We start from the raw sequence: 18293 nt of genomic DNA on the forward strand, positions 1-18293 counted from the left end.
AGTAGACACAAAAAAACAGCGCCAAATGGCGCTGCTTTTAGATGTTTCTGTGATTTTATGGCTGCTGACGGGTCGGAGCCAATACGATTTCACGAATACACACGTTCTGAGGTTGCGCATAAGCAAACTCTACCGCTCTCGCAACATCATCGGCGGCAAGGACGCCACCCATGACTTCCTTCCATTGATCATAGCCATCTTTGATCTCTTGTGAAGTCGTGTGCGACAGCAGTTCGGTTTCTACTGCACCAGGAGCGATGGTGACAACACGAACATCAGACTCTGCAACTTCTTCACGAACGTTCTCCGAGATAGCGTGAACGGCAAACTTTGTACCGCAATACGCAGCATGGTTACCAAAGGTTTTGCGACCCGCAATTGAGCTGATATTGATGATGGTGCCGGCGTTGCGTGCCTTCATTGGTGCAAGTACCGCCTGCATACCATTGAGAAGACCAACGACATTCACGTCAAACATGGTTTTCCATTCTGATGCGTCTTGAGTATCGATCTGACCTAGTAGCATAACGCCAGCATTGTTAATCAGTGCGTCAGCAGGACCATATTGCTCTTCCGCTTTCGCAATTGCTGCTTCAAACGTCGCTTTGTCGGTAATGTCGACTTTTTCACACAGTGTATTAGGTAGTTGCAGTGCTTCTAGCTTCTCTACGCGACGAGCAAGAAGAAGTAGTGGGTGACCAGCATCACTTAAACGACGTGCTATCGCTGCACCAATACCAGAACTTGCACCTGTAATAACAACTAGCTTTTTCATATGTTCACCCTTGTTTGAATTAGTGGACTTCTGTAGTGAAGTTGCTAACAAGTCTAGTCAATAAACTATTGTTGATATATGGGGATTTAATTAAAACAGTGTTGTCATATTGCAATAATTAACTTGCTCGTTTTCTTTCTATACTCTACTCATTGCATTAGTTCGTATCAGGATAACAAGAGCGATGAAATGGCACATTTCGTTGGAACTATTGTCATAAAGGGATAAGATTTGCGTTCGAATTTTGAGGGAAGACTGATGTATAAGTGGTTATTGGTTTTAGTTTTGTCTATTGCTCTTCCATTTCAAGCGCTTAGTTTGGAATTGGCAAAAGAGGCTGTCGTTGATCGAGTGGAAGTAAAAAAGTCTTCGAGGCGAATGTACTTGATGGACGGTGATGTTGTGGTCCGAGAGTATCGAATTGCACTCGGGAAAAATCCACGTGGTCACAAGATTCAGGAAGGTGACAATCGCACCCCTGAGGGCAAATATTACCTCGACTTCGTGATGGATGATTCTGCGTTTTATCGTTCGATGCACATTAGCTATCCAAACTTGAGAGATAAGAAGCGCGCGCAAAGTCTAGGGGTGAGCCCAGGTGGCAACATTAAGATCCACGGACTTAAAAATGACAACAATAAGCCGCCACAGTTTGTGCAAAGCTTCGACTGGACCAATGGCTGCATTGCCATTACCAACGATGAGATGGACGAACTGGTCTCTCTAGTTAAGATTGGTACGCCCATCTATATTCGTTGGTAGTTGTTTTATTGGGGGTTAGTAGCGATAGGTTAGACCGAAACTCACACCATAACCTTTGTTTTGCACATCCACCTGATAGCTTTCATTCAGCTTCACGTTCTTTCTCGCATAGTTTTCGCTAAAGCCAGAAAGATCTAAGGTCAGGTGTTCGTTAACTGTGTAGGCTGCGCCAAGTCGATAACGAACATCTTCTCCACCAAAGGAATCAATAGCTTCATCCATACTGACGCCACCACGTAGCGCTAGCTGCCCAATTCGATATTCCATGGAAGTCGCGTAGCGTTTGCTGTGACGGGATCCTTTCAATAGTTGGATAGGATCGTCATAGTCAGTGTAGGTAACACCTTGCCCATCCCAACGCGATAGACTGAAGGTGTTGTGCCATGACCAACTGTCGGTCAAAGCAATGGTCCCGTAGACGCTTGTTATCGATGGTAGAGCAAATTGGATGTTACTGTCACCAAACTGGCTATCGAGCCTGTGTGTTGCTGCAAGAGTCAGCCACGAGTTAGCTTGCCAAGTTGCGCTGATAGCACCTGTCCAGCCATCGGTATTGCCTGTTGTGGTCTCAGTATTACACCCGCCTAAGAACTTACATTTATCAACTTCAAGTAAGTAGTCTGCATATTGATATTCAAGCGTCACACCAATACTCACATCACCCATCTTATAGGCAACGCTCGGTGCAAAGGACACGACGATAGGGCGCACTCGCGCTTGTTCCAAGATACGAAAACCGAGCGGTGGCGGAAGCCTAAACTCTGAAATCGATATATCCGCAGCGGTACGACTATAGGCAGCAAGCCCAACATACCAGTTTGAGTCAATCGGCATCACCATAAAGCCAGCTGGAATCGGATTCGCTTTTGAGTAAGACGATTGCGTGCCCAGAATATCGTAATCAGTATCGACCTGATAGCGAGTGACACTTGCGGTTACTGTAGTGGTATTTAACTGCGTCATGCTGGACGGTGCGGTTGCCAAAATACTCGCATCGACCGCCGATGCGCCATTCGCGCTCGCGAGCGCGCTATTTGACGTAGAGGATTCCCAAAAGTTAAGGCCAGTGGCGTTAGCGATCGGTGAACTACAAACCATTGCTGTAATCGCAATGCGTTGTGTAATAGGCATGTTTGTTATCAAGCGATGAAAAAACGGCATCTTAGCATGATGGATTTTTATACCATGCAATTTTTGTGTGAATAAAAGTGACATTCCTGATTGCGAGCCGTGAATGCAGTGTTAGTAGGCGTTATAAGAGGATGGGTCTCGTTACTAACTCTATGATGTTTTGTGGTATGTGCAGTGTAAGTAGCCGTTGCGTTTCTTACGAGTTAAGAAAGTATGCTTTGATGTTTTGACTTAAAAGACTGTCAGAATTTTCCTTTGAGCGCTTCGGGGTAACAATTAATGTGACGTATGAGGTGACGATCGTGAGCATGAATAGTGCTTGTGGGGGTAGGAGCATAAACATGTAGTTCACGACCGTCTGAACTCTTCTAGTCAAAAAACTGGCAGGTTTTTGCGAGTTGCAAAAGGGCATTTGCTTGTAATTGAGATTTGGCGTTGCTTAGCTGATTTAAATAGTAAGCTTTTAAAGGGCGTGCAGAGCTGCTGGTTCGTCGCGTTGTATCTTTTCTCATTAGGCTCTCCGGTATCTTTTGTGTTGGGGGGAATCTGTACATATTGTGTTGTTTTATGCGGTATAATAAAACAGATAGACTTTTGGTTTTCTTGTTCCTTATATTGATTTGGAAATGATTTTTTTCAGCTTTTTACGCCATAATTGTCCTATATAAGGAATGGTTTGCACCAGGTGGAGTGCCTAATTTGGAAAGTATAAACCTATATCGTTACTATGAGCGTCTCATCAAGTTTGAAGTCTCAGTTGAGTACGCGGTGACCCTCGCCGATGTTGCCGATACGATGGCAACCAGTCCGCGCCATGCTCGCTCTGTCCTAAAGCAGATGACCGAACTGAGCTGGATTGCTTGGTTGCCCAAAGTGGGAAGGAACCAGCGATCGACATTGATTAAAAAGCTGGACCGAAGTGACGTTAAGAAGTTAATTGCGACCGAATGGTTAAAACAGAGTAAGTATGATCGTGCGCTGGAGTTCTTAGATAATGATCAGTCCACATTTGGCCAGCTTTTGCAGCAAACCGCAGGGGCTCAGATTAATGAGGGCAGTGTACATGTTCAGCTTACTTACAACCGGTCATTTGCTCGATTAGCACCGAACGTACCGCATCGCAATAGTGAACGTTTTTTGGTGCGACAGGTTCATGCTTGTTTAGTGTCGATGAGCCGTGACGGTGAGCTAAAACCAGATATCGCCCATCATTGGGAAGCCGATGAGCGCTTCAGAAAATGGTCATTCTATATAAGACCGTCCGTTTACTTTCATGATGGTACTAGGGTAAACGCAGAGTCCATCGCCACATTATTGATGCAACTGAAACAGCACGATTATTATCGTTCAGAGCTCGATCACCTAGAGAGCATTGAAGTCAATCATGCGCTTGGATTTACGGTCTCGCTTAGTCGATCTGATAGAGGCTTTGCGGCACTGCTTAGTGATTTAAAATATTCCATCCAACCCCCACAACAGCTTGAAGAGTCAGATCTTAATGTGGTTGGGTGTGGCGTGTTTTCACTTGCCGAACAATCGAGTTCTCTCCTCAACCTTTCTGCCAATGAGCGCTATCATGGTTTACGTTCTCTTACCGATCATGTTTCGATATGGTCTGTTAGTGCTAATAGCCAGGATTCTGATGGCCATACTCCTAAAAATCAGGCATCTTGCGAACAAGCTTTGGTGTCAGGGTCACGAGTCAACGAACCTTACTCTAAAAAGGTGATCACGCATCCAGAGATTGATTTGGAAAAAGAGGCGCTGAGCAGTACAACCTCTCGAGCTCGAATCGAAGACGGCTGTATGTTCATGATTTTCAATCAAGCGAATCCCTCGTTGTCTTTTGCGCAGCGCAGCTGGCTCAGTCAGATGTTAAGTGGCGAAAAAGTTTGGCAGCAACTTGTTAGAAATCAAGACACCTTTGGCGCCGAGTTTGCGAGCAGCTTCTTCCCGTTCTGGCACAACGTAAAACGCATCCACAATCGAGCTGTAGAACTACCACGAGAGCTAAAAATTGCCTATTACAATCATCCAGGGATACTAAGAAGCGCTAAAGCCGTAAAGCAAATTTTAGAAGCGAAAGGCATTGGGGTAACGCTTAACCTTTATGACTTTGATGTATTTGTTGGCAAGGCGACAAGGGAGCCTTTCGATGAAGATATTGTGATGAGCAGTCTAAACCTTGATGACAATAGGCAGGTATCAGCACTGTTGTTCTTCTTAAGTGACCCTGTACTGCATGCTGGTATCGGTGATGATGTGAGCCAATGGTTGAAGGCGGAGCTTAATAAGATTCGTGCCGATTGTAGACCAGAAAAATACCTAACAGAGCTCGAACAAATCGGCTCTCTTTTGATACACGAAGGTATCGTAAGCCCAATGTTCCATCATAGGCAGACATTGAGCTTTCAAGGAATTTTAAAAGGCGTTGAGATAACGACTTGGGGCTGGCCTCAAATTCGAGATGTTTGGTCTGCAGATTGAGCCTTTTCTGACTCATACGTTTCCAGTCTCTCGGTCAACACTCTTTGATTCGATGTTGTTGTCTCCAGTGACTCCGCAGTTTTATGAATCGCTGATGCCATCTTAGATACGTTGCGTGTTGCATGCAGTATCGTGCCCTGCATTGGACGCAGTAGCAGCCAATAAGCAGCGATCAGCGCCAATACAATCGAGAGTACCAGTAGCGCTAACAGAAGCAGCACATTAAAGCGAACATCATAAGCGAACTTTTTGGTGCTGTTAGCAATCGAATTTTGCGATTGCTCTAAAGCGCCTGGCAGTGCCGCCAACGAGGATTTAGACATCTCAGTCAGCTCATTGATGTTGTCCATGGTATCAACCAGCACTTGTCGTTGCTCTTCATTCAAACTTTGGTTGTTTGAAAGTAGAGTGAGAGAGGTGGCTAAATTATCGATGGCAATGCTTGATCTGTTGATCGACTGTTCTATCCCCTTTAGGTCGAGCATCATATTGATGTTCACTAAAGGCTGCTCTGTTTCTTGTTCAGCGTCGTCCGCAGGAAGATCACTTGCCGCAATACTGATTTGTAGTGGCAAAAGGACGGCAAGCAATAGAATAAATGGTCTCTTCATGATCATCTCGGGTAGTCATAGGATGAATTACTGTTGCTATAAGTTAGTGCAGTTCGAGTCGAGATACCAATTAAGGTTTTGTATTTTATTCACTTTCTTATTCATCTTCTTATGGGTAAGAAGACTGCAGCTAGGTTCATTTGCGCGCTTTTGCCCAAGAGGTTATTGCGATTCCCGATAAAATAAACAAAGTCGCTATCAACGCGAGTAATGAAGGAGACTCAGCTAAGAATAGCCAGCCAAGCAATAATGCAATAACGGGGACCGTGAGCTGCATTAATGATGCTTCCAGTACATCTATCTTCGGCAAGAGACGGTACCAAAGGTAGTACCCCAGAGCGGAAGCGACAATACCAGAAAGAAGCGCATACAAACTGCCGCTCAGTGTCAGGTAGCCATTTGTTGAAGCTGTTAAACCATGAACAAGCACCGCAACGATAACCAGAATGCTTGCCACCACAAACCCTTGCCGAGTCGCGGTTATCGGTGAAGCCACCTTTTTGCCCAATAAGGTAAAACCGCTCCAGCACAACCCTGAGACCATCATAAGCAATGCTCCTAGAATAGAAGGCTGGGAGGCACTGGGTAACATCAGTAATACAAAGCCGCCCAGTGCGACTGCGATTCCAATCATTTCAACGAAAGAGAGTTTGTGTCCACTGAACTTATGATGAAGGATGAGTGCAAACTGCACCGTACCAAAAAGAATCAGCGCCCCCGTACCCGTATCGAGCGTGATATAGGCCAGTGAAAATGACAGCGCATAACCGAAAAGTGTCACTCCTAAGGCGAGAGACATTTTTAGTGATGGACTTGAATCGCCCTGCTGCTTTTTGAGTATCAAACCTAAACAGACCAGTGTTGCAGCGCCACTCACGAGCCTAATAGAGGTGAAACTAAGTGGATCAATAGCCGATGTTCCCAGTGCCAAGCGGCACAGCAAAGAGTTAAAAGCAAAGGCTGTCATTGCAGCGAAGGAGAGGGTAAGCGTGTTATTCATTATTGGGCGCCTATCTTGAGCATGTCTAAATCCTAACTTGATGTCAGCAATCGCTAAACAGATAATTGTTTATAAGATATATACCCGAGTAACCTCAGCGGCTTGAATAGGAAGTAAAGGATGAGCGTAGAAGTAGTAAAGGTGTCACCAGAGTTTGATGAAGCGTTGTGTGAGGTTATCAAGACTGTCGGTGCAGAGTTCGGTGCGGTGGGAGAAGGATTTGGTCCCTCGGATGAAGAAGTGCTAGCGATGAGTCAGTATTACAATGAAGAAGACCGCAGCCTGTATTTAGTGGCGTTGGTAAATGGAAAAGTGGTGGGCGGCGGTGGTATCGCACCATTTGGTCAAGGCGATGACGTATGCGAACTCAAAAAGTTGTTTCTACTACCCGAAAGTAGAGGCTTAGGCCTTGGCAAGACGCTGACTGAACAATGCTTGTCATTTGCAAAAGCGCAAGGCTACAAACAGTGTTACCTAGATACTTTGAGTTCAATGGGATCAGCCATTGCTTTATATGAGCGGGCTGGATTTGAGCATCTCAGCGAGCCATATGAAGGCACGTTGCACAATGGTTGTGATGTATGGATGCTTAAAGCTCTATAGTGAGGATTCAAGTAACTAGCAAAAACCGAGGTAATTAGCACGAGTCAATAAAGATCCAGCCTCACTCTTTGGCTTTGTGCACTAATGTTTCGAGCCAATGCTGGTGGTAGGCGTCTACTTGACGTTTAACAAAAATCCCAGTGAGCCAACGCAGACCACCACGCTGCGTTGATTCTGTCACAATACGGCACCCTTCAGTACAGGGTGAGATGAGCCATGCGTGGTACATGTCCACGTCTCCCGTTTTACCTCGCCAAGCTATTCTCTCAAAAGGTTCATATTCGACCACCGTGCACTCAAAGCGCATGGTTTTCGTTATCCAATTAAATACACTGCCTTTGTGAAGTTCGTTACTGTCGCCTTTCACGATTTGTACTGCGGTCTTTCGGTGCTGCCAGTTGGGCCAGCATGGGGCTCGCACAATGTGACTCCAGATGGTCTCACAATCTGAGGGGATGACAATTTCGTTTTTCACGTGAACAGGAGCATTCTTAGGGTGGAAATACTCCGGCCACTGTATTTGATGTGGGTCGTTCATAGTCACCATGCCAAGGTTTCGCGTTTGGACACTTTAACTATATACCCAGAATGCTGATTGCGTCGGATGGTATGCAGTCTGTCGTGGGTGGTTTTTCAATTCTCTCAATCTTGATATGTGCGCTAGCAAGACATTTGGTGAATTGTATGAAGACCCTTGTCGATAAATTGGGTATAATGTATTACAAGTGATGCGTAAAAATTGAACGATTTAGGCGCAATTCAGGCAATTTCTTCCTTTTTGTATGAATTTTTCTGTTCTATCTCTCATAATTTAGATCTGATCACATTTTCTCGAGGAATGAAGATTGCGAAATTCCTATCGAGCAGATATAGTAACTGCAAATAGTCATACAATAGTATTTTATTAGGAGTCACACATGACAAAGCCAGTAATTGGTTTCATCGGTCTTGGCCTTATGGGCGGCAACATGGTTGAGAATCTTCAAAACCGTGGTTACGAAGTAAACGTAATGGATCTTAACAAAGATGCAGTTGCAGCTGTTCTAGCTCGTGGCAACGCATCTGAAGCAGTTTCTGGTAAAGAACTAGCTGAGAAAAGTGACATCGTTATGCTATGTCTAACAACTTCTGAAGTTGTTGAGAAAGTAGTTTACGGCGACACTGGTATCCTAGCGGGTATGTCAGAAGGCAAAACGCTTATCGACTTCGGTACTTCTATCCCAGCTTCTACTAAGAAGATTGGTGCTGACCTTGCTGCTATCGGCGCAGGCATGATTGACGCTCCTCTAGGTCGTACTCCAGCTCACGCTAAAGATGGTCTTCTAAACATCATGGCTGCTGGCGACATCGAAACATTCAACAAAGTTAAGCCAGTTCTTGACGAGCAAGGCGAAAACGTATTCCACCTAGGCGCTCTAGGTTCAGGTCACGTTACTAAGCTAGTTAACAACTTCATGGGTATGACTACTGTTGCAACTATGTCTCAAGCTTTCGCAGTAGCTAAGCTAGCAGGCGTTGACGGTCAGCAACTATTTGACATCATGTCAGCGGGTCCATCTAACTCTCCGTTCATGCAGTTCTGTAAGTTCTACGCGGTTGACGGCGAAGAAAAACTAGGTTTCTCTGTTGCTAACGCAAACAAAGACCTTGGCTACTTCCTTGCTCTATGTGAAGAGCTAGGTACTGAGTCTCTAATCGCTCAAGGTACTTCTACAAGCCTACAAGCAGCAGTTGATGCTGGCCTAGGTCAAAACGACGTGCCAGTAATCTTCGATTACTTCACTAACCTAAAAGCAGAAGCTGAAGCTTAATTTAGCGCTTTTAAGTTAACAAAACCCTACCTTAACCGGTGGGGTTTTTTGTTTGTGTTGAATATGTCAAAACGGTCATTTTATCGACACATTTATTTCGTCTTACTGGCATCTAAGTGTCATTGAGCGGGGCAACACTGGATAGGCTTAACTACTCAATCGGAAGCCAAGTATGCCAGCGTTATCATCAAGAAGTGTAAAGACCCTTCTATTGCCAGAAGCATCCAAGCCCCAGCGGTTCACAAACTCAGAGACTCTCTACAACCCCACCTTTAAAGATACGATCACTACCCTTCGCTCTTACCTTAACATCGACAAGATACTGAACTTCAAAGTTCCTAATATTCCCGTAGAGCCAATGCAAGCTGATGCGATAGAGACAGAGAAGCAAGACTGCGTTTATCGTTTGGGACACTCAACGGTATTGCTTAAAGTCGATGGGATAACAATCTTGACTGATCCGGTGCTAGGAAATCGAGCTTCGCCTCTCGATTGGGCGGGCCCCAAGCGCTATCACGCGCTGCCGATTTCGGTTGAAGAGCTGCCTTATATTGATGTGTGCTTGATAAGCCATGATCACTACGACCACTTAGACAAACAAACTGTAAAACAACTGCATCATAAAGTTGGTAAGTTCCTGGTGCCAATGTGTGTGGGCGACCACCTCATTGAGTGGGGAGTCGAGGTAAGAAAAATCGTTGAGTTCGAATGGTGGGAATCAATAAAAGTGGAAAAGACCCGCTTTGTTTTTGCTCCGACGCAGCACTTTTCAGGGCGTTCGTACAAGCAAAGGGATACGTCGCTTTGGGGAAGCTGGGCTATCTTAGGGACTAAGTCTAGAGTCTATTTTAGCGGTGATTCTGGCTATTTTGGTGGATTCAAAGAAGTGGGTAAACGATACGGTCCCTTTGATCTGACATTAATAGAAACGGGTGCCTATGATGAGAACTGGGCGGATATTCATATGTTTCCTGAACAAAGTGTACAGGCACACATTGATGTACAAGGCGCGGTGATGCTACCGATACACAACGCGACTTTTGATCTTTCCTATCATGAATGGAATGAACCTTTGCTAAGAGCAGAAAGCGAAGCTAAGCGTCGCAATGTTGATTTTGTTTGCCCGAAGATTGGAGAGAAAGTGACCGTGGGTGAGCTTAATGTTCGAAAAAACGATGAGCGCTGGTGGAGTGAGGAAGGGAACGAAGCAAAACAAAGGCGCTGATAATTAGCGCCTTTGTTTATTATGGGGGTAGAAAGCATTCAGTTAGTTAAGCGGTTGCTGTAACTCGCTTTGAAGCTTTTTGCTTTTCACGCATACCAAGAACAATGGTTAAACCAAACGCAACCGCGAATGAGATTGCCATGCCGGCGACATAGTAGCCGATGTTTTCTGGGCGAATTGAGATAATACCAGGTAGACCTGCCGCACCAAGCGCTTGAGCCTTTACATTAAACATAGTGATAAACGCACTTGAAACCGCTGCACCGATAATCGCTGCAATAAATGGATAACGCAGTTTAAGGTTAACACCAAACATCGCTGGTTCAGTGATACCAAGCAGAGCTGTTACGCCTGATGGCATTGCAATACCTTTTTGTTTCACATCTTTAGTGGTGAAGCCAACAGCTAGAGCTGCTGCACCCTGAGCAATATTAGACATTGCCGCGATTGGGAAGATGAAAGTACCACCTGTGATTGCGATATCAGTAAGAAGCTGAGTTTCAATGGCGATAAAGCTATGGTGCATGCCGGTGATAACAAACGGTGCATAGATAAAGCCAAACAGTGCACCGCCGATGAAGCCAGCTGAATCGTAGAGCCAGTTTAGACCGTCACCCAATAAAAAGCCGATGTCACGTGTGAATGGACCCACCACAGTGAATGTTAGGAAACCTGTGATAAAGATGGCAAGCATCGGAGTGAGCAGGTTGTCCAACACGGACGGGATAAACTTGCGAAGACCATTCTCAACTTTAGCGAGAATAAACGCCGATACCAATACAGGTAGTACTGAACCTTGATAGCCCACTTTTTGGATCTCGAAGCCCAGAATGTTCCAAGTTGGGATCGTGCCAGACACTGCTGCGCCACCAAAGCCCCAGCCGTTGAGTAGATCAGGGTGCACCATCAACATACCCAAAGCTGCGCCAAGGAACGGGTTACCACCAAACTTCTTGGAAGCAGAGAATGCCAATAGAACAGGTAAGTAGACAAAAGGTGCATTGGCAAAGGTGTTGATCATGCTTGCGAGGTCAGCAAGACCTGGGTTTGCATCGATCAGAGATTGCCCTTCAATGAAAAGACCCTGTGCAGTGAGAAGGTTGAAAATACCCATCAACAGACCGCCGGCCACGATTGCTGGAATAATAGGTACGAAGATATCGGACAAACCTTTTACTGCGCGTTGCAACCAGTTTTGTTTCTCGGCACCCGCAGACGCGACATCCTTGGTCGACATTTCGGACATGCCCGTTAGTTTTGCGAGTTCTGCATAAACTTGGTTTACGATGCCCGAGCCAAAAATGATTTGGTACTGGCCTGCTACCTTAAATTGTCCTTTTACGCCCTCAAGATCGTCAATGGCTTTTTCTTGGATCAGAGATTCATCTTTAACGGCGAGGCGCAAGCGAGTCGCGCAATGAGCTAAGGCAGAGAGGTTTTCCTTTCCCCCTAACAGAGTAAGTAGTTCTTTGGCTATGACTGGGTAGTTCATAACGAGCTCCGGTTACATTTTGTGCGTTATTATCGTATTCGCTCCCTATTGTGTGTTGAATACTTTTGGGAACGTTTGCAATTTCGAATCATAAGCATGGATGAGGTCGTGTCAAAAGATAAAAGGCGACAGTGTGACCGTGATCATTTCTTAGTATACTAGGAGTCAAAAGAATGTGCGCTAGATAAGGTTTTTTCTTGAAGCTATCAAATTAGAACCATACTTGGGGCCCTAACTGGTTATAAGAATGGTGAAAATCGTGGTATTCTTTGCAAACATTCCCATAAATATCGGACACTTATCCTATGGCAAGCCTTCATGATGTCGCCAAACTTGCTGGCGTTTCTAAATCGACAGTCTCTCGCGTGGTAAATAATGAGTATGGAGTCAAGCAGGCGACCAAAGATAAGGTACAAAAGGCCATTGATGAGTTGGGGTATCAAACGAACCTTGTTGCTAAAGACCTTAAATCGCAAAAGACCAACTTGATCGGAGTAATCGTACCAAGGGTTGCGTCTAACGCCACCTCACAAGGGGTTGATGGATTAAGTGCGGTGTTTGAAAGTGCTGGAAAACACGTCTTATTAGCCAGTACTCAACAGTCTTTTCAAAAAGAGATTGAGTTTATTCGTCTATTTAACCAAAAGCGGGTTGAAGGCATTATTCTTTATGCAACCCATTTGGACGAAGAATTGGTAGAAGCGATTCAGCACTCGATAGCTCCTGTTGTACTCGTCGGTCAGGATGGTTCGTTATTCAATATCCCAAGCATTGTGCATGATGATTTTCGCGTCGGATTTGAGGCGGGAAATCGTTTACTATCAGCAGGTTGTAGTAATATTGGTTTTATTGGTGTGGCGAGTTCCGACATTGCTGTTGATAAACTGCGTTACCAAGGCTTAGAACAAGCTTTACAGTTCAAGCGTAAAGGCGAACCTTTGTTTCATAGTCGTGGTGAGTTCACCATAGAGTCGGGCTACCAACAGGCGAAACAGCTACTAACAGAATATGAAAACCTAGATGGCTTGTTTTGCGCGACTGACAGAATCGCAATAGGTGCGGTTAAGGCGATTGAAGAGAGTGCTCGACAAGCCGGAGAGGATATTAAGGTACTAGGAGTCGGTAATGATGAACTGGGCTCGGTATCTTCGCCGAGTATTTCAACCTTTAACTATCCCTTTGATAAAGCGGGGGAAAGTGCTGCTAAGGTACTGATTGAATTGCTTGATGGGCATCCACCTGTTATGAGTAAGGTCGTTCTTACTTTCCAAAATATCGAACGACAAACCTGCTAATTCCTCCCCAAATTTTCACGACAACACCCTCACTATGGCTCCTAATCCAACGGAGTCATGGTGTGTGTTAAGTCACAGTTTCTATTAAACTCAGCCATTGCTCTTGTATCACTCCTGTTTCATCGCTAGTATTGCAAACGTTCCCAAAAATATTAATCATTGGTATAGGTGTATAGCTATTATGGTTTCAGTCACTAGCAAGGTTTCAGCAACCAAAGATCCTGAAGCGAAGTCTTCAACAACCGCGATGTCAGTGAGCGACTTGGTGAACCTGCTTGGTGGTCCGGCTAACGTGAGTCGTGTCTTATTTCCGAATAATCAGCTGGTAATTGAAATCCATGATACGTCTCTAGTTAACACATCTCTAGTTAACGAGGGCGCGCCACGCTATTCGCTTGAAGAGGTGTTAGGTAAGCCTCAACTGACGTTTGATATGCCTGATCATTTCGATGATTCATCGTTACTTGAGCTGGGTAGCGTAATTAGTCAGCAGCAAGTATTGAAAGTTGAGGCTGTCAGCAAACCAGTTGATTGCGAGCATCGACCGTCTTGGCATGTTTCTCCACCTCAAGGACTTTTGAACGACCCTAACGGTTTTATCTACCACAACGGAGAGTACCACCTCTTCTATCAGTGGTATCCATATGCCTGTGTCCACAAAGACAAGTACTGGGCTCACTTAACGAGCAAAGATCTGATCAATTGGGAGTGGCAACCTCTCGCATTAACGCCATCAGATTGGTTTGATAGCCACGGCGTTTTTTCTGGTCATGCGTTGAGCCAAGGCGAGCAACTCATGCTGTTTTATACCGGTAATACAAGAATTGGTAATCAGAGAGATCGTCATACGACTCAATGTTTAGCGGTATCGAATGATGGAATTACCTTTGAAAAACTGGGGCCTGTGATCCCGAAACTGCCTGAGGGTGTCACGCCTCATATTCGAGACCCTAAAATCGTTCGTCACGGTGAACATTGGTTAATGCTACTAGGCGCCCAAACAACCGATCTCAAGGGGCGATTGGCAATCTACCGTTCAAGCGATTTACATCAATGGGAATTCGTATCGCTTTGTGGTGATGAAATGGGGGATTTTGGTTATATGTGGGAATGCCCGGATCTTTTCGAACTGAATGGCGAGCATTTTGCGATTGTTGGACCTCAGGGGATTGAGTCGGACAGCGCGTACCACACCATCCCTCATCACAATGGGTATGTGAAGGCTGAACTGGATTTAGAGGGAAAAATCTCTCTAACAGATTTTGACAATCTTGATAAAGGTTTCGACTTTTATGCGCCGCAAACCATGTTAGCTGCCGATGGTCGTCGAATTCTCTCTGGATGGATGGGACTGCCAGATGAAATCAACCATCCGTCGAGTGATAACGGTTGGGTGCATCAGTTGACAGCGCTTCGTGAACTCACGAACAGAAACGGGCGACTTGTCCAAACCCCAATAGCTGAAATTGCGACATTACGTAAAGAGAAGCAGTGCTTCACATTAGACAACAGCGGATACCCATCTCTTTGTGACAAGGCGTTTGATATGAGTGTGGTTCTAGAGTGGGGTAGTGAGCTTAGGTTGCATGCAAAAGCGGATCAATACGTATCGATACGACTAGATGAAACGACTCGTTCATTAGTGTTTGATAGAACCCACACCTTAATTCGTGAGGGAGATACAAAGCGCGAATTGCTGTTGGATAGCGAAAAAGTAGAGCTGCGAATTCTCTCGGATGAGTCATCTTTGGAGATCTTCGTTAATGGTGGTGAGTTTGTAATGACTGGTCGAGTCTTCACTGACAAAGATGCTACTGGTATCGAGTTACGTGGAGGGGCGTCAGATTTTGATGTTTACCCATTGAGCGCGGCAAGCGCACCGTTTAAAGGTTCGTTGAGTTAACAACTGCCCTTCACTTCGGAAAATACAACACAAAAAGCCCTGTAACCAAACGGTACAGGGCTTCCTATTCTTTACACGCTATGTATTAGCGTTGTGACTTCAACAACTCAGTGACTTGGTTAAGTGAGTCGAAAATATAGTCCGCTGTTTCTATGACATCTTGATGCGGCGGCATGATATCCGGAATCATTGCGGCATAGCATCCAGCAGCTTTCCCCGAGCGCATCCCGTTATTAGAATCCTCAAGCACCAAACAGTCTTGTGCCTCAAGTCCGAGTTTGTCATACGCCATGATGTAGCAATCTGGCTGAGGTTTGCCATTATCGACATCTTCTGCGGTGATAATGAGGTCGAACTGATTGAGGTAGTCAGTAGCACCAAAGTTCAGCTTGGTTTCGGGTAAATGGGAAGAAGTAACGAGAGCAATATTGAGCTTTTGGGCTTTGGCTTCTGCAAATAGTTCATGAAACCCTTCTTTAAAGGCAATGCCTGCTTGACGCGCTTCATGGTAATGCGCGTCGCGGATGGCTTTATAGTGGTTGAGGTCAAAGCCTGAACCAAAATGTTCAACCAGCATTCTCTCGCAGTCTGGATCTTGCACACCAATAAAACCTTGATAGAACTCATCCGTTAAGTCGTACCCCATCGTCGTTGCTGCGTATTGCCAGCTCGCTTTATATACCGTCTCGGTATCAAAGATAAGTCCGTCCATATCGAACAGTAGTGCTTTGAACATTGTGATGCCCTCTTTATTTTCACGTTTTTTATTCGCTCTACTTTGTCAGAAGTCTCGTGAAATTAAAACATCAAACCTGTAATTAAATTACATTTCAATACTATTGCGGTTAATACGTGTTCAGTTTTACGTATGAAATAGCTGCCTTGAATAGGTGGTTGTGAAGTGATTTGCTCATTATGTGACTTTGGTCACTAACTATTTGGGGGTGTCTTGATGTTAATTAGTGATTTAGATCACCATTGAATGAGAGTTGTTATCAATTGAAATGCTGTGTAATTTATCAACGCGCAAATAACGTGATATTGATCACTATAAAAAATAATCTATGAGTCTTTTGGTGTGATTGCTGTCACAAAAATTGCCGTCATGCTGACTTTTGGAAATCCTGTGTTACTTTTTAATGGACTTTTAAATAAACATTTTTAGTCCATTGGACACAGATTCTAATAACGAGGATGACCTTATGCTATCTCCTGAAGCAAAAATCAAAGTACAAAACTTTGGTCGTTTCCTCTCCAACATGGTGATGCCAAATATTGGTGCATTTATCGCTTGGGGTTTGATTACGGCGCTATTTATTCCTACTGGTTGGATTCCAAACGAAACACTAGCCGCAATGGTTGGTCCTATGATCACCTACCTTCTACCGCTACTTATCGGTTATACCGGTGGTAAAATGGTAGCAGGCGATCGCGGTGCTGTCGTCGGTGCGATTACCACTATGGGTGTTATCGTCGGTACGGACATTCCGATGTTCATGGGCGCTATGATTGTTGGTCCTCTTGGTGGCCTAGCGATTAAGAAGTTTGACCAAGCAGTTGAAGGCAAAGTGAAGAGCGGCTTTGAGATGTTGGTGAACAACTTCTCAGCCGGTATCGTTGGTATGCTTTGTGCGATCCTTGCTTTCCTTGTGATTGGTCCTGCAGTAAAAGTGCTTTCAACAGCGCTAGCTGCTGGCGTTGGCATGATGGTTAACGCGGGTCTACTACCTCTTACCTCTATCTTTGTTGAACCTGCGAAAATCCTATTCCTAAATAACGCAATCAACCACGGTATCTTCTCGCCACTCGGTATCCAACAAGCTGAGGAAGTGGGTAAATCTATCTTCTTCTTGATTGAAGCAAACCCAGGTCCTGGTCTAGGTCTCCTACTTGCGTACATGTTCTTCGGTCGTGGCAACGCTAAGCAATCAGCACCGGGTGCGGCAATTATCCACTTCTTCGGTGGTATCCACGAAATCTACTTCCCCTACGTTCTAATGAACCCACGTCTAATCATTGCGGTTATTGCTGGTGGTATGACTGGTGTGTTCACACTAACCATGTTTGATGCAGGTCTAGTATCTCCAGCATCACCAGGTTCAATCTTTGCTGTACTACTAATGACACCTAAGTCTTCATTCCTTGGTGTGATTCTATCAGTGATTGCTTCAGCAACGGTTACCTTCTTCGTAGCTTCGCTACTAATGAAAACATCTAAGCAAGATGATGAAGAAGAGTCACTAGAGAAAGCAGCAAGCCAAATGGCAGACATGAAGGCAGCTTCTAAAGGTCAAGGTGGCGAACTAAACCTAGCAAAAGTACGCAAAATCATCGTTGCTTGTGACGCAGGTATGGGCTCAAGCGCAATGGGTGCAAGCATGCTTCGTAAGAAAGTAGAAGCGGCAGACCTAGGCATTGAGGTGACTAACCTAGCGATTAACAACCTACCAGATGGTGCGGATATTGTTATCACTCACAAAGACCTGACTGATCGTGCTCGCACTCACGCGCCAGATGCACACCACATCTCTCTGGGTAACTTCCTAGATGGTGCACTGTACGACGGTTTAGTCGCTGACTTAGTTAACGCACAACAAGCAGGCGCTGAGCCAAAAAAGCCTGAAGCGCCAGCAGACACTAGCTCAAGCAATGAAGAAGGAACGCTTAAGCTATCAAATGAAAATATCTTCTTGGGAATGGAAGCAAAAACCAAAGAAGAGGTTATCAAGTTTGCTGGTGAGCAACTCGTAAAACTTGGTTATGTAGAACCGCAATATGTTGAAGGCATGTTGGCTCGTGAAGAGTTGGTTTCTACCTACCTAGGTGAGTCGATTGCAGTACCTCACGGCACTATTGAAGCAAAACAATTCGTTAAAAAGACGGGCATCGTGTTCTGTCAGTTCCCTGAAGGTGTTCAGTGGGGCGAGGACGAAGATGACGTAGCTAAGATGGTTATTGGTATCGCAGCGCAAGGTGATGAGCATATTCAGGTTATCACTGCGATTACGAATTCACTTGATGACGACGAAGCTGTCGAATGTTTGAAGTCTACCACCAATGCTGAAGATGTACTTCGCATCCTGAGTGGTAAGTAGCAGAAGTGGTGATTATCACTTTGGCTTTGAGTCATAGCTCCTAAGTGAAAGAGACCAACAGCCCCCCTTGTTGGTCTCATTTTTGATTTTTTCTTTTTCTTTT

General features: G+C 45.0%; 15 protein-coding genes. 8 read left to right on the forward strand and 7 right to left on the reverse strand.

The genetic code is table 11. From position 1 onward, the window contains the following. Positions 1 to 55: 55 nt before the first annotated feature. On the reverse strand, positions 56 to 775 hold the full coding sequence (locus AC6I8U_RS21870; RefSeq protein ID WP_498018516.1) for an SDR family oxidoreductase: 720 nt from the start codon (positions 773 to 775) through the stop codon (positions 56 to 58). Positions 776 to 1033: 258 nt separating this feature from the next. On the opposite strand from AC6I8U_RS21870, the gene AC6I8U_RS21875 reads away from it, so the two are divergent. After that, the gene (locus AC6I8U_RS21875; RefSeq protein ID WP_498018517.1) at positions 1034 to 1537 is read left to right on the forward strand and encodes a L,D-transpeptidase family protein; all 504 of its coding nucleotides are present in this window, start codon (positions 1034 to 1036) and stop codon (positions 1535 to 1537) included. Between the two features lie 15 nt (positions 1538 to 1552). Here the strand turns inward: AC6I8U_RS21875 and AC6I8U_RS21880 are convergent, their stop codons facing one another. After that, positions 1553 to 2668: an OmpP1/FadL family transporter gene (locus AC6I8U_RS21880; protein ID WP_498018518.1), complete on the reverse strand. Its 1116-nt coding sequence runs from the start codon at positions 2666 to 2668 to the stop codon at positions 1553 to 1555. A 690-nt stretch (positions 2669 to 3358) separates the two neighbouring features. Between AC6I8U_RS21880 and AC6I8U_RS21885 the strand changes: the two genes are divergently transcribed. Continuing rightward, on the forward strand, positions 3359 to 5155 hold the full coding sequence (locus tag AC6I8U_RS21885; RefSeq protein ID WP_498018519.1) for an SgrR family transcriptional regulator: 1797 nt from the start codon (positions 3359 to 3361) through the stop codon (positions 5153 to 5155). Here the strand turns inward: AC6I8U_RS21885 and AC6I8U_RS21890 are convergent. Further along, complete coding sequence (locus tag AC6I8U_RS21890; RefSeq protein ID WP_498018520.1) at positions 5125 to 5766, reverse strand: hypothetical protein; 642 nt, start codon at positions 5764 to 5766, stop codon at positions 5125 to 5127. The genes AC6I8U_RS21885 and AC6I8U_RS21890 overlap by 31 nt on opposite strands. A gap of 136 nt (positions 5767 to 5902) precedes the next feature. After that, positions 5903 to 6766: a DMT family transporter gene (locus tag AC6I8U_RS21895; RefSeq protein WP_498018521.1), complete on the reverse strand. Its 864-nt coding sequence runs from the start codon at positions 6764 to 6766 to the stop codon at positions 5903 to 5905. Positions 6767 to 6886: 120 nt separating this feature from the next. On the opposite strand from AC6I8U_RS21895, the gene AC6I8U_RS21900 reads away from it, so the two are divergent. Further along, positions 6887 to 7369, forward strand: a complete 483-nt coding sequence (locus AC6I8U_RS21900) for a GNAT family N-acetyltransferase (protein ID WP_498018522.1) — start codon at positions 6887 to 6889, stop codon at positions 7367 to 7369. A 61-nt stretch (positions 7370 to 7430) separates the two neighbouring features. On the opposite strand, the gene AC6I8U_RS21905 is transcribed toward AC6I8U_RS21900, so the two are convergent. Then, complete coding sequence (locus AC6I8U_RS21905) at positions 7431 to 7907, reverse strand: SRPBCC domain-containing protein (RefSeq protein WP_234497391.1); 477 nt, start codon at positions 7905 to 7907, stop codon at positions 7431 to 7433. 379 nt (positions 7908 to 8286) lie between these two features. On the opposite strand from AC6I8U_RS21905, the gene AC6I8U_RS21910 reads away from it, so the two are divergent. Both AC6I8U_RS21910 and AC6I8U_RS21915 read left to right on the forward strand, forming a co-directional pair. Then, entirely contained in the window at positions 8287 to 9180 is an 894-nt protein-coding gene (locus tag AC6I8U_RS21910) for an NAD(P)-dependent oxidoreductase (protein WP_042478005.1), read from the forward strand. Positions 9181 to 9352: 172 nt separating this feature from the next. Beyond that, a complete protein-coding gene (locus AC6I8U_RS21915) occupies positions 9353 to 10405 on the forward strand; it encodes an MBL fold metallo-hydrolase (RefSeq protein ID WP_498018523.1) in 1053 nt (350 codons plus the stop codon). Between the two features lie 46 nt (positions 10406 to 10451). Here the strand turns inward: AC6I8U_RS21915 and AC6I8U_RS21920 are convergent, their stop codons facing one another. Next, positions 10452 to 11897, reverse strand: coding sequence for a sucrose-specific PTS transporter subunit IIBC (locus AC6I8U_RS21920; RefSeq protein ID WP_498018524.1), 1446 nt, complete (start codon positions 11895 to 11897; stop codon positions 10452 to 10454). A gap of 305 nt (positions 11898 to 12202) precedes the next feature. Here AC6I8U_RS21920 and AC6I8U_RS21925 point away from each other — a divergent pair, with 305 nt between their 5' ends. Together AC6I8U_RS21925 and AC6I8U_RS21930 are read left to right on the forward strand one after the other, a co-directional pair. Then, the gene (locus tag AC6I8U_RS21925; RefSeq protein WP_498018525.1) at positions 12203 to 13192 is read left to right on the forward strand and encodes a LacI family DNA-binding transcriptional regulator; all 990 of its coding nucleotides are present in this window, start codon (positions 12203 to 12205) and stop codon (positions 13190 to 13192) included. Between the two features lie 247 nt (positions 13193 to 13439). Then, complete coding sequence (locus AC6I8U_RS21930) at positions 13440 to 15095, forward strand: glycoside hydrolase family 32 protein (protein ID WP_498019630.1); 1656 nt, start codon at positions 13440 to 13442, stop codon at positions 15093 to 15095. A gap of 85 nt (positions 15096 to 15180) precedes the next feature. Here AC6I8U_RS21930 and AC6I8U_RS21935 read toward each other — a convergent pair whose 3' ends face one another. Continuing rightward, positions 15181 to 15831, reverse strand: coding sequence for an HAD family hydrolase (locus tag AC6I8U_RS21935; protein WP_498018526.1), 651 nt, complete (start codon positions 15829 to 15831; stop codon positions 15181 to 15183). A 466-nt stretch (positions 15832 to 16297) separates the two neighbouring features. On the opposite strand from AC6I8U_RS21935, the gene AC6I8U_RS21940 reads away from it, so the two are divergent. Then, positions 16298 to 18190, forward strand: a complete 1893-nt coding sequence (locus tag AC6I8U_RS21940; protein WP_498018527.1) for a PTS mannitol transporter subunit IICBA — start codon at positions 16298 to 16300, stop codon at positions 18188 to 18190. Positions 18191 to 18293: the final 103 nt, after the last annotated feature.

The sequence above is a fragment of the Vibrio sp. KUL80 genome, assembly GCF_059725495.1.

What these genes read in the sequence shown, in the direction of transcription:
- AC6I8U_RS21870 (WP_498018516.1), bottom strand. Translation starts at nt 775, where the DNA reads ATGAAAAAGCTAGTTGTTATTACAGGTGCAAGTTCTGGTATTGGTGCA.
- AC6I8U_RS21875 (WP_498018517.1), top strand. Translation starts at nt 1,034, where the DNA reads ATGTATAAGTGGTTATTGGTTTTAGTTTTGTCTATTGCTCTTCCATTT.
- AC6I8U_RS21880 (WP_498018518.1), bottom strand. Translation starts at nt 2,668, where the DNA reads ATGCCTATTACACAACGCATTGCGATTACAGCAATGGTTTGTAGTTCA.
- AC6I8U_RS21890 (WP_498018520.1), bottom strand. Translation starts at nt 5,766, where the DNA reads ATGAAGAGACCATTTATTCTATTGCTTGCCGTCCTTTTGCCACTACAA.
- AC6I8U_RS21895 (WP_498018521.1), bottom strand. Translation starts at nt 6,766, where the DNA reads ATGAATAACACGCTTACCCTCTCCTTCGCTGCAATGACAGCCTTTGCT.
- AC6I8U_RS21900 (WP_498018522.1), top strand. Translation starts at nt 6,887, where the DNA reads ATGAGCGTAGAAGTAGTAAAGGTGTCACCAGAGTTTGATGAAGCGTTG.
- AC6I8U_RS21905 (WP_234497391.1), bottom strand. Translation starts at nt 7,907, where the DNA reads ATGAACGACCCACATCAAATACAGTGGCCGGAGTATTTCCACCCTAAG.
- AC6I8U_RS21910 (WP_042478005.1), top strand. Translation starts at nt 8,287, where the DNA reads ATGACAAAGCCAGTAATTGGTTTCATCGGTCTTGGCCTTATGGGCGGC.
- AC6I8U_RS21915 (WP_498018523.1), top strand. Translation starts at nt 9,353, where the DNA reads ATGCCAGCGTTATCATCAAGAAGTGTAAAGACCCTTCTATTGCCAGAA.
- AC6I8U_RS21920 (WP_498018524.1), bottom strand. Translation starts at nt 11,897, where the DNA reads ATGAACTACCCAGTCATAGCCAAAGAACTACTTACTCTGTTAGGGGGA.
- AC6I8U_RS21925 (WP_498018525.1), top strand. Translation starts at nt 12,203, where the DNA reads ATGGCAAGCCTTCATGATGTCGCCAAACTTGCTGGCGTTTCTAAATCG.
- AC6I8U_RS21930 (WP_498019630.1), top strand. Translation starts at nt 13,440, where the DNA reads ATGTCAGTGAGCGACTTGGTGAACCTGCTTGGTGGTCCGGCTAACGTG.
- AC6I8U_RS21935 (WP_498018526.1), bottom strand. Translation starts at nt 15,831, where the DNA reads ATGTTCAAAGCACTACTGTTCGATATGGACGGACTTATCTTTGATACC.
- AC6I8U_RS21940 (WP_498018527.1), top strand. Translation starts at nt 16,298, where the DNA reads ATGCTATCTCCTGAAGCAAAAATCAAAGTACAAAACTTTGGTCGTTTC.